At 38.6% G+C, this 11387-nt stretch carries 12 protein-coding genes and 1 pseudogene; 6 read left to right on the forward strand and 7 right to left on the reverse strand.

All coding sequences use genetic code 11. The annotated features are described in order from the left end of the window. The first annotated feature begins 53 nt into the window (after window positions 1-53). On the forward strand, window positions 54-227 hold the full coding sequence (locus AC27HL_RS04730; protein WP_487079323.1) for a hypothetical protein: 174 nt from the start codon (window positions 54-56) through the stop codon (window positions 225-227). A gap of 6 nt (window positions 228-233) precedes the next feature. On the opposite strand, the gene AC27HL_RS04735 is transcribed toward AC27HL_RS04730, so the two are convergent. Further along, window positions 234-1004: an NRDE family protein gene (locus AC27HL_RS04735; protein WP_487079324.1), complete on the reverse strand. Its 771-nt coding sequence runs from the start codon at window positions 1002-1004 to the stop codon at window positions 234-236. Between the two features lie 146 nt (window positions 1005-1150). On the opposite strand from AC27HL_RS04735, the gene AC27HL_RS04740 reads away from it, so the two are divergent. Beyond that, window positions 1151-1921, forward strand: coding sequence for a class II aldolase/adducin family protein (locus tag AC27HL_RS04740; RefSeq protein WP_487079326.1), 771 nt, complete (start codon window positions 1151-1153; stop codon window positions 1919-1921). A 42-nt stretch (window positions 1922-1963) separates the two neighbouring features. Further along, window positions 1964-3148, forward strand: a complete 1185-nt coding sequence (locus tag AC27HL_RS04745) for a mandelate racemase/muconate lactonizing enzyme family protein (RefSeq protein ID WP_487079327.1) — start codon at window positions 1964-1966, stop codon at window positions 3146-3148. A gap of 75 nt (window positions 3149-3223) precedes the next feature. On the opposite strand, the gene AC27HL_RS04750 is transcribed toward AC27HL_RS04745, so the two are convergent. The 4 genes from AC27HL_RS04750 to AC27HL_RS04765 form a co-directional block, all read right to left on the reverse strand. Continuing rightward, window positions 3224-3682, reverse strand: a complete 459-nt coding sequence (locus tag AC27HL_RS04750) for an Lrp/AsnC family transcriptional regulator (protein WP_487079329.1) — start codon at window positions 3680-3682, stop codon at window positions 3224-3226. Between the two features lie 77 nt (window positions 3683-3759). Further along, on the reverse strand, window positions 3760-4770 hold the full coding sequence (locus AC27HL_RS04755) for a diguanylate cyclase domain-containing protein (RefSeq protein ID WP_487079331.1): 1011 nt from the start codon (window positions 4768-4770) through the stop codon (window positions 3760-3762). Between the two features lie 11 nt (window positions 4771-4781). Then, window positions 4782-5663: an amidohydrolase family protein gene (locus AC27HL_RS04760; RefSeq protein WP_487079333.1), complete on the reverse strand. Its 882-nt coding sequence runs from the start codon at window positions 5661-5663 to the stop codon at window positions 4782-4784. A 2-nt stretch (window positions 5664-5665) separates the two neighbouring features. Next, entirely contained in the window at window positions 5666-6391 is a 726-nt protein-coding gene (locus tag AC27HL_RS04765) for an SDR family NAD(P)-dependent oxidoreductase (protein WP_487079335.1), read from the reverse strand. A gap of 217 nt (window positions 6392-6608) precedes the next feature. Here AC27HL_RS04765 and AC27HL_RS04770 point away from each other — a divergent pair, with 217 nt between their 5' ends. Next, entirely contained in the window at window positions 6609-7037 is a 429-nt protein-coding gene (locus AC27HL_RS04770) for a hypothetical protein (protein WP_487079337.1), read from the forward strand. Between the two features lie 23 nt (window positions 7038-7060). Here AC27HL_RS04770 and AC27HL_RS04775 read toward each other — a convergent pair whose 3' ends face one another. Next, on the reverse strand, window positions 7061-7516 hold the full coding sequence (locus AC27HL_RS04775; protein WP_487079339.1) for a Fur family transcriptional regulator: 456 nt from the start codon (window positions 7514-7516) through the stop codon (window positions 7061-7063). A gap of 259 nt (window positions 7517-7775) precedes the next feature. Here AC27HL_RS04775 and AC27HL_RS04780 point away from each other — a divergent pair. Next, a pseudogene (locus tag AC27HL_RS04780) lies at window positions 7776-8177 on the forward strand (MerC domain-containing protein). 100 nt (window positions 8178-8277) lie between these two features. On the opposite strand, the gene AC27HL_RS04785 reads toward AC27HL_RS04780, so the two are convergent. Further along, window positions 8278-9807: a dipeptidase gene (locus tag AC27HL_RS04785; RefSeq protein WP_487079341.1), complete on the reverse strand. Its 1530-nt coding sequence runs from the start codon at window positions 9805-9807 to the stop codon at window positions 8278-8280. A 488-nt stretch (window positions 9808-10295) separates the two neighbouring features. Here AC27HL_RS04785 and AC27HL_RS04790 point away from each other — a divergent pair, with 488 nt between their 5' ends. Further along, a complete protein-coding gene (locus tag AC27HL_RS04790) occupies window positions 10296-11387 on the forward strand; it encodes an efflux RND transporter periplasmic adaptor subunit (protein ID WP_487079342.1) in 1092 nt (363 codons plus the stop codon).

The following is an 11387-nucleotide window of genomic DNA, read 5'->3' on the forward strand; positions in this document are numbered from 1 at the left end:
GTATGATGCCGTTAACTTCGTTTCTATCTAGGCTGTATCAGCGGACAACATTTATGACTCTATTAATTATTTTACTTTGTGTATTTGGTGCGGTTGCTTTAATGGTGATTTTAGGGGAGCGCTTTGGTAAGCCTATGGATGTTGAGCAACAGCAAAAGTATTCTAAAATACTGTGGATAGTGGTTTTTATCGCTATTGTTGGTGCCATTATTCGTGAAATGATTTAGCGGATTTTAGCTGTTATTTAGTTCTGTTGGGCTAAAGCGAAATTGATTTTGCTTGCCCGCTTTACCTTGTGGGTTGTAGCTGCGCTCGTAAACTTCAATTTCGGCTAACTTGTTTTGTACTATGATGGCCGTTGAACGAGTTCCATATTCTGCTGAAACAATAAAAATACTGCTTAGTAATGATTCGAGCTCTTCGCTTAACCCGGTATGGGGTAAGTGTTGTTTGTCGGCAGTCGTTTGATTGGTCATTAACCTAAAAAGTTGCTCAATATTAAACGGCTTGTTAATGATACTACTTTCCAACTCTTTAATACCTAAAGCCATTTTCGGCCAAGTATCATCAAGAGCACCATTGCTGATGCTGTGAAAGCCGGGTGTTAATTTTGTAAATTCTTTTTGAACACTGTCGAATGCGTGCAAATTATCAAGGGGGCCAAAAACCAAGTTGAAATCATTATACTGCTCTGATTGCTTATTAAGGTTTTGCCGAGTCATGTTAGTCGGTAAAGTTAACGCTTGTACAACTAAGTCGCCGCGTGAAGGTTTATTGGCGTCATACTGACTAGGACGACGAAAATTAGTTAAAGCAGAAAATCGCCCACTAGTATCTAACCCAAGCCAAGTGCCGCCTGCTTGTAAATCTTTACCAGCGAGTATATGTTCGTGTTGCCACCAGTGCATACTCTTTGTAGGGCGTTGATGAAACTCGTCCCTATTCGCGCAAATAATGACAGGGTAGTCAGGGTGTTGCTCTATGGCGATAAACAATATGCACATAACTGTTTTTTTGATCTATGTAAGAATAACTGGTGCTTTAACTCAACACTATCATAGGATATGGTTTGTAGCATAAAAATTATTCATCTTATCAACTCTTTTGAATCGTATGGTTCAACAGCAAAAGGAATAGGCAGTTAAAACCGATGTTAGCATTACCCGTTATTGATTTAAAAACTAAAGTCTCAGCGCAAGAATGGCAACTTAGAGTGGATCTAGCTGCCTGTTACCGGCTAATCGCCTTACACGGCTGGGATGATTTAATTTACACCCATGTGTCGGTGCGAATTCCGGGTACTGAGCATGTTCTTATTAATGCCTTTGGTTTAAGGTTCGATGAAATTACTGCCTCAAACTTAGTCAAAATTGATATGGCAGGCAATATTGTTGATGCTGATAGCCCGTTTGAATTTAATCCGGCCGGTTTCACCATTCATAGTGCTATTCATGAAGTTCGCCATGACGATATTTGCGCTTTGCATGTGCACTGTAATGAAGCGATAGCAGTGGCTAGTTTAAAAGAGGGCTTACTGCCGATTAGTCAATATTCCATGTTTGCATTGGCGTCAATAAGCTATCACGATTATGAAGGCCTAGCGGTAAATGATGAGGAAAAGCAGCGTTTACAAAACGATTTAGGTAATAAAAATTTTATGTTGTTGCGTAATCATGGCGCGTTAACTATGGGGAAAACTGTTGGTGATGCCTTTATGCATATGTACGATTTAATACGTGCTTGTCAAATTCAGCTGCAAGTCATGTCGACAGGCATGGAACCAATACTGGTTGAGCAAAGTATTGTTGATGGTATTAAGGCACAAGCAAATATTGTTCATTCAGGCTTAACGGGTGGTCAAAAAGCGTGGCCAGCAATGCTACGTAGAGTATATAAAGAAGACCCTAGCTTCGCATTGTAAACATAAAAAGTTTATGCAATTTGGTAAATTAAAGAGAATGTAATGAAAGTCACGCATGTAGAAATTTTTGATATTGAGTGCCCAAAACGTCCTGGGTGGAATCCGGTATTTATTCGTGTTCATACTGACGAAGGTATCAACGGTGTTGGAGAGGCAGGCCTTGCTTATGACTGGGGACATAGTGCCGCAGCGGCAATGCTTAAAGAGATTAGTGAGGCGGTATTGATTGGTTTTAATCCATTTAATACAGAATTACTTTGGTCACGTATGTTACGAGAAAGCTTTTGGGGCTTAGGCGGTGGGCCTGTCCTTTATTCAGCAATGAGTGCTATCGATACAGCGTTGTGGGATATTAAAGGCAAAGCACTTGGCTTGCCGGTTTATCAGTTACTTGGCGGTAAAACTAATGATAAATTGCGCACTTACGCTAGCCAATTACAGTTTGATTGGGATGAACAAGTTAATAAATTGATTGAGCCCGAACAATATGCTGAAGCGGCCTTAAAGGCTGTTGCGCAGGGGTATGATGCAGTAAAAGTTGACCCTATTGTTTATAACCAAGACGGCAGTTCGTCGTTTGATCGCACTAAATTATTCACCCCAAAACAAATGCGTTTATTTGGTAATCGCTTACGTGCGATTCGTGATGCTGTTGGTGAAGACGTGGATATTATCTTTGAATCGCATTCATTAATGGGCGCGGCATCAGCCATTCAAATGGGTAAGGTGATTGAAGAAGTTGCTTGCATGTTTTATGAAGAGCCCGTGAATTACTTAAACTCCGCAGTACATAAGAAAGTTTCTGATAATGTTAATGTGCCAATTGCTGGCGGTGAACGTTTGTATCACCGTTGGGATGTTAGGCCATATTTTGAAGACCAAAGTATTGATGTTCTTCAGCCTGATATTGGCCTATGTGGTGGTTTTACCGAAGCGAAAAAAGTTTGTGATTATGCCGATGTTTACGATATTCGTATTCAAGCTCACGTTTGTGGCGGCCCTGTGGCGACTGCGGCGTCATTGCACCTTGAAACTGCAATTCCTAATTTTTTAATTCATGAGCATCATACCTATGCAATTAAAGATTGGAACCGTGAGTTATGTGTGCAAGATCCACAGCCGAAAAATGGTTTTTTTCAAGCGCCAGACACGCCAGGCATTGGCATAGAACTTAACGATGATGTGGTAAAACGTTCGCCTAATGTAACGGTAAATGCACTGAAATAATACGCTAGTATGTGTAATAAAAAAGGAAGCGAGTGCTTCCTTTTTTGGTTTAATAATTTTTATCGCGTTTGGCGCTTAAATATAGTCGATTGGTAGTGCCGTGGTGTATTTAATTTCTTCCATGGCAAAACTGGAACTTATATCCGCAAAACTGGCGCGGGTGATTAAGCGCTTATAAAAGCCGTCGTAGGCTTTCATATCCGGTACTGCAACTCGTAATAAATAATCAACTTCACCGCTCATACGATAAAATTCAATTATTTCAGGGAAGTCTTCGGCGACCTTTCTAAATTCGCTTAGCCATTTAGGGTTATGTTGATTGGTTTTTATGGTGACAAATACCGTTAAACCAACATTGAGTTTTTCAGGATCGGCCAGCGCCACACGGCCTTTAATAACGCCATTTTTTTCCATTGCTTGAATGCGACGCCAGCAAGGAGTGGTTGATAAGCCAACCTGATCAGCAACATCGCTGACCGAAGCGGTACAGTCATTTTGTAATATTTTTAGTATTTTTTTATCAAATGCATCCATAGCGAAATATTTTACTTTTCATCACCAATTATAGAAAAATATTTTGCGATAATTTAGCTTTTTAAGCGAGAACTATTTTAGTTGGAAGTGAGCTTTCTAGCTTTATTTTCATACATATTGGCATCTGCTGATGCAAGTAGGGTTTCTATGGTTTTACCATCATCGGGATATGTCGCAATACCAATGCTTGCAGAAACTGAAACACTAATATCGCCATATTGAATCGGGCCTTCAACAACATCGAGTAACTTTTGCGTAATTTTATCGTCATTAATTTTCTTGTTCATAACAATGACAAACTCATCACCGCCAATTCTTGCCACGGTATCTGTGTCACGCACTACTGATTTTACGTCTTTGGCAATAGTTGCTAAAACAGTATCGCCACATTGGTGGCCGTAGGTGTCATTTATGGGTTTAAACTTATCTAAATCAAAATAGATAACACTAAATTTTGATTTATTTCTTTTCGCTTGCGCAATTTGGTAATTAATACGCTCTGTTAATAAGTTTCTATTGGCGCAGTTAGTGAGTTGATCATACAAGGCAAGCTTTTTTAGTTGTTGCTCTTGGGCTATTTTTTCTGCTAATAGTGCTTTGGTTTTTCGAATATCAAAGACATGGCGCAATTCGCCTTCAACAATTAACTTCAATTGCCCTAACATTTTGTTTAATGAATCAGAGTAGTTTGTTGCTTTGGTATCAATCACACAAAATGAACCGAATAGCGAACCATTTGGCCAATATAAAGGGTAACCTAAGTAAGATCTTACTGGCCCGTCTGCAACCGGTGGCGCACAGGCCCACTCTTCATCGGTTTGAGCATTGTTAACATAGAGTTTGTCGTTGGTTTCAACAATTCGACGACAAAAACTTTTTATATCCCACGGCCAACTGGCATTGACGCGTAGAAAGTTATCGTCATTCTCGCTGGTGGCAACTACATTAAAGGTTTCTTGGCGATATTGAACAATAACACCGCTTGCGGCATCGAAAAGCTCAGCCATCATGTTAACAAGTTGCTGCCATTTACCAATGTCTAACTCTTCAATAGGGTGTGCAATTATACAGTTATCAGTGTTGATCATATTCACGCAACTTATTTAACTAAGTTATTAAATTTATAAAAATTATAAGCATTTTGATAACAAAGCTTATTTAACTCACTTTTACTATAGTGCAAATTTAGGCACTGCAACCAACTTTGTTGGTAGTGACTATGCCATAAACTTAACGGGAAATTGCTGGCGAGCATAACTTTTGAAAGGCCAAAATTAGCAAGGCAAGTAGCAATAATATCTTCTTGCCATAACTTAGCATATTGTCTATTCAGCATTTCATAACCAGAGCATTTAATATAAACATTATTAAATTGGCTTAGCTTTTCAATGTTGTTTTGCCAGTTTAGTGAATCGATATTTGCTTTTTCATGTGTTGTTGGCGGCCAACCTGCATGATTTATACAGTAAAGTAATTCAGGAGTCGCTGTTAGCAGTTTCATTAGCTGTTGCGTAACTTTGTTATCGCTAACGGGTAGTTGTAATTCAAAGCTAAGTTGGTGCTTGGCAAGTTGCTGTAAGTTAAGTTGACAATTTTTATCGCTAAGTATGGTTAATGCATCGTCATCCAAAATATAACGAATGCCGACAAGGCTTTTATAACTTAATAATTTGGTCAGTTGCAAAGAGAAAAGCTCTGGCATTAGCGTTATATCTAGCATAGCGACACTGCGAAAATCCGTTTGGCAACTTTGCTCTAGCCATTCAATTTCACGCCAAGGGTTTTCATTATCAAAGCCTGCTTCAATATGAACAAAGCCTGCCAACTCTAGCGGTGAAGATAGATAAAGATCTTGTTCACTAAAATTATTAGCAATAACAGACTTATCAGGCCAAAAGGGTGGATTTTCAGCTTTTAGCCACTGATATTGGCCTTTACTTAGATCGAATAAATGTACATGAGGATCAATGATTTTTATCATGATTATTGCGCGGTGTAGCCGCCATCGATGACTTGCAAACTGCCGGTAATAAATTTTGCTTTGTCTGATGCTAAGAAATATACCAATTCAGCAACTTCATCTGCTTGACCTAATCTGCCCAAAGGCTGCAATGCGGCTTCTTCTGCATGCACTTGGCTTTTATCTGCGCCCGATTTTTCACAGTAATTATTAATAGCTCGATGATATAGAGGAGTTTCAATGGTACCTGGGCAAACGGCGTTAGCGCGAATATTAAACTGGGCGTAGTCAAGTGCGGTTGTTTTTGCCATTGATGCCAAAGCTGCTTTACTTAGGTTATAGGCAAATGAATTTCGCTTTGCCACTAAGGCTTGGTCAGACGCCATTAAAATAATCGCGCCATTTTGCTGAGCCTTCATTGACGGTAGCACTGCTTTTACTGCCGCGTAAGCCCCTTTAACATTTATATTGAACACCCGCTCTAACTGCTCTTCACTGGTATTTTCAATTGAGCCTGAAAAGTGAATCCCCGCATTTGATACTAAAGCATCAATCGTATTTTTTTGTGCTATGTGGGTAATGATTTGCGCTACTTGTTCAACATTTGTGATGTCGCACTGGCAAAACTCGCCGTGGTTTGATGGTGCAATATCTAAATTAAACACGTGATAATTATTAGCGATAAAGTGTTTAACAATACTTAAACCTATACCTGAGCTTCCACCGGTGACTATGCAAATTTTTTTCATAACAGAAACAATTTAATGATTTTGGTAAATAATATCGTTTACTGATAGTTACGGCTATAGCAATTACATGGTAAATAGCAGGAATTATTGGCTAAATATAAGCAATTGACTTAAATTCAATGAATAAGTTGCGAGCCTTACTCGGTCTATTTTGAGCAGGTAATACAACAATTTACCACAAAGTTTTTATGTCCATTGTATTTAAGAGGTATTCAGATTGAAAAATTTGAAAGAAAAGCTAAAAGTTTATTACGTTATGAGCCTGTTTAGCGTGCTGTTTGCACTACTTGGCTTTAGTTACAATGCTTGGCGAATGGAAGTAAGTGAAGAAAATAACAATGTTCGAACAGCGGCATTTGAGGTATTGGAACATTTAGGCGAGTTAGAACACATTATTTTAACGGCGCATTATGATGGCGATGAAGTCTCGGGCAACCCAAGGAAAGGTTGGGTTGAAGTGGGGTTAGTGGTGGACTTAAGTGCACTGATTGCCCCAGATGTTGCAGATAAAGCCGTAATGTTAAAAACTATTTGGGCAGACTCTTGGCATTTAATGGTGAGCGAGGAGGAGGTGGTTACCGAGCTGGTTGCTAAAATTGACGATACGCGTATGGCAATTAAAATGGTATTAAAGGAAATGAGTTAACTGTTTAATTGAAAAATTAATTATTAAGAACTCGCGCGACAATCTTTGCATAGTCCAAATAGCTCAAATTGGGCATCAATTAATTGAAAGCCAACGGAGGAAACTGAATTGTTGAGTTCTTGTGTTAACTGAGCATTCATACTTATTTCTTCTGCAGTGCCACAGTTTTTACAAACGACAAAATATTGATCTTTATGACTGTGCTGACATGCAAGGTGTGAGCACACTACGAATTTGTTTAACGTAGGTAATTTGTGAATTAGCTTCATTTCGATAAAAAAATCAAGAATACGGTAAACTGACATAGGTTGAACTTTCTTAGCGCTATTTTGGTTATACAATTCAACTAAGTCGTAGGCTGAGAGCGGCTGTTTTGCCTCAATTAAGTTTTTAAGTATATCACGACGCTTATCTGTGAATCGGCCACCAGCTTCCTGACATTTTTGTTGTGCGCGCAGTAACAAATTTTCAACTAACATTACTTCCCTTTCCATTTCTTAGAATTAGCCATTTCTTAGAATTAGCATAGATACTCTATTTAGCCATGTTAGCACATTGGTTTATGCTACATCTATATCACTATTTAGTTGGGCATTCGAGCTTGGCAAATTTAATGTGTTATGGCTAAAGCATGTTTATTTAATTTATGTTACGTTGTATCATATCTTTATGCTGTCATATTTCACCAATAATCTTGGCCGCTTTATTAACTAGCGCCCATACATAAGGATAATTTCAATGAATCAACTGCAAAAACCTGCCGACAAAATAGCCATTAGTTTATCACTTTTATGTGCTATTCATTGTTTAGCTATGCCGTTATTGGTAGTTTTGTTACCTGCGGTGGCTAGCTTGCCTTTGGAGTCTGAATCGTAGCATTTATGGCTAGTGGTTGCTGTGTTGCCAATAAGTTTATTCTCTTTAACACTTGGCTGTAAAAAACATCGAAAATATCAAGTGGCTTACATTGGCTCGGTTGGTTTGTTTACAATGGTTTTTGCAATCTTAGGTGAAATATTAGGTTTTGGTGAGGTGGTGGAAAAAACGTTAACGTTATTAGGCGCTTCACTTATCGCTTTAGCTCATTTTTGGAATTATCGATTATGTCAACATGATAGTAATTCATGTGATTGTCATTAATTGTTGCACAGAAGTGTTTTGTAGCAAACATGAATCACCGTTAAGTCTGGCCAAGCGTTGTAATGCAAGGCCATACTTAACTACTGGCTTATATTCTGGCTTATTTAGCTAACTCAACTAAAACGGCAGTATACATTCTTAAATTTAATACAAACTGCTCGATAGTAATAAATTCGTGCTCAGAATGGCCGGTATATTCAGTATTTGGCATTGATGGGCCAAAACTTACCGCATTAGGAAATAAGCGAGAGTTTGTTCCGCCGCCAATAGCGATTGGTTTAGCATTTTTAATACCGGTGAAGTGGCTAAAAACATTGAGTAAGGTTTCAATATGTGGTGCATCTTTTTGTACAAAAGGGTCACCTATATAATGTTCTAATTCGGTTACATTAGTGTCGAATTTATTGTTCCAGTCACTAACCGCCTGATGTATTTCTTCGCTAAGTTGTTGCTTACTTTTTCCTTGCGGACGGCGCAGATTAATATTGAGCTCTATGCTGTCATCATGTTGTTTTATCACTGTTGGTGCAACTGTCATTGGGCCCATAAAGTCATCTTGATAGGCAATGTCACCAAATTTCTTACCTTCTAGCCCTAAACCTATATTGTCATTAATAAAGTTAACTAAGGTGCCAGGGCCATTGTTTACCCAACGTGTTCTTGATAGTAGATCAGCTAAATAAGGAATGGCATTAACACCATCAGCGGGTTTTGAAGAGTGGGCTGACTTGCCAAGCGCATTGATGGTTAGTGTTGTATCTTTTAATTCAAGATCAAAGTTTACCCCTTGATAATCTCGGGCTTTACGCATTAGTCTTTGTAATAGCACAATATTGGCATTTTCAATGGTTACACTGGCATCCTCAGGGATTTGACTGCCAAAAAAACCGCCACTAAATTCACTAATATATGGTGAAATAGTGGGCATTTCTTTTTTATCAAAAACCAACTTTATTGTGCCGTAACCTTTTTCAGCGGTTACAACTGGGTATTCAGCGTCGATGGTGATGTTGGTTTGCGGCAACTCATGGTTTTTTATATAAGCTTTTAATGGCTCCCAGTCGGACTCTTCTGCCATATAAACGTATAACTCGATACGTTTATTTAAAGCTATATTTTTATCTTTAATAGCTTTCATTGCATAAAGCGCTGTTGAAATTGGCCCTTTATCGTCTTCGGTGCCACGACCAATAATACGTCCAGGCTCTGATGTTGTGTCTAATTCAAATGGTGACTTTTGCCATTTCTCCGGATTAACGGGCTGCACATCGCCATGGGTAATAATACCAACACGTTCTTTTTGAGCACCTAAACCTATGATCACGACATAGCCATCGTCGGTATAATCTAAACCTAGCGCAAGCGCTTGTTTCTTAAGTTCAGCTTTAAAAGCAATGTGAGCAGGATTATCATTTGCTGAAACACCTTCTTTAGCAACGGTATTGTGTTTAACTAAGGCACGCAAACTTTCAACCATTTTGCTTTGATATGATTCAACAGCGTATTCAGCGGTTGAAGTAGCTAGGGGGCTAACCTGCTTACTTTCGGCATTTGTTGCCTGAGATATTGTTAATGACAGGAGTGAGATAGCAATTAATGAAGTAGGTTGGTGCATTAGTTTTTTAAACAAAGGGTGCTCCTATAATTTTTGCTTTTGCGTTTTGCCAATCATACTAACGTAAGTTAAGTCACTGCAACAGATACAAATATGCGACTTTTCGTCTTATACAGATGGTGAGTGCTTGGTAGTGCTAAGACCAATAGAAAGGTGATTAGTTTACCGAGATGAAATAATATTTTGCTGAGAATATTAACAAAGTTTAACAGCTCCTAAGTAATAATTTAAAATAACCATTAAATTATTACTTAGGTCAGTGGTAGAATATGCCATTGAAATATTTGAAGTTGTTGCAGCTGTTTTTTATTCGCTGACGCGGGTGTTTATTATATAAAAGCACCTTGAACTATACTTAGCTGCAATATAAATAAATTTTTATTCGAAAATGATAAATCAACTCTTGACCTCAACTATGGTTGAGGTCATATCCTGTGCCGAAATTTAACGCAGGAATGTCGTGGGCATGGAATCGCGACGATATTTTAAATTAGGAATCCATTATGAAATTAATCCCTTGGCTTAGTGTTGTTGTAATTGTCTCTGCTTCTGTAAGTGGGCTGTTTTATTACAAAGAGTCATTGTCAAGCGACCAACAAATGCAGTCAGGTCCAGAGCCAAGTGCAAAAGTACAGGCTTATCGTGTGCAAAGTAGCGATTACCAAAAGCAATTATCAGTGATTGGTGAAGGGCATGCCGTGAAATATATTGCTCTGAAAAATGAGCTTGCCGGTAAAGTTACTAAGCTAAATATTGCCTCAGGTGATATTGTGAAAAAGGGGCAAGTTTTACTTGAGTTAGAACATACTGAAGAGCTTGCCTCTTTGGCTTCGGCTAGAGCAACGAAAACCTTGAAAAAGCAAACATTAACCCGCTATCAGGAATTAGCGAAAGAAAATCGTATCAGTAAAGAAAATGTGGATGTTGCACAAGCTGAGTATCGCATTGCAATTGCTGATATTGCGCGCCTAGAAGCGATTATCGCGAAAAAAGTTATCTCAGCGCCGTTTGACGCAAGTATTGGTATTCATAATATTAGTGTCGGACAGTTTCTTGATAGTAATACTGAAATAACTGATTTAATTGGTATTGAAGATTATATTTGGGTTGATTTTAAAGTACCGCAAACTTATCCGCAATTGGCCTTAAATAGTCAAGTTGAAGTGACTATTTCAGGCGCTTCATCGCTAGTTGGGGTTAGTAGCCAAGCAACAATTATGTCAATGGAGCCTTTATTAACACAAGACTCACGCCAGTTAAAATATCGTGCTAAGGTTTTAACATCAGAATTAAATATTAAGCCGAATCAATTAGTAAAGGTTGCTGTACCTATTACGGCGCAGCAGTCAGTTCTTGTTGTTCCTAGTTTAGCTATTGTACGTGACCAGCTTGGTGAGTATGTTTTTAAACTAATCAAAGATGATAACGGTGATTATCGTGCTAGCCGTGAAAAAGTGGTATTGGGCGATCGATTAAATGAAAAGGTTATCGTTAGTAAGGGACTTACCTCTGGTGAATTAGTTGCTGCTAAAGGAGCGTTTAAGCTTCGTCCCGGATTAAAAACACAATTTGATGCCGACAATATGGGAGGCTAG

The sequence above is a fragment of the Colwellia aquaemaris genome, from assembly GCF_057548755.1.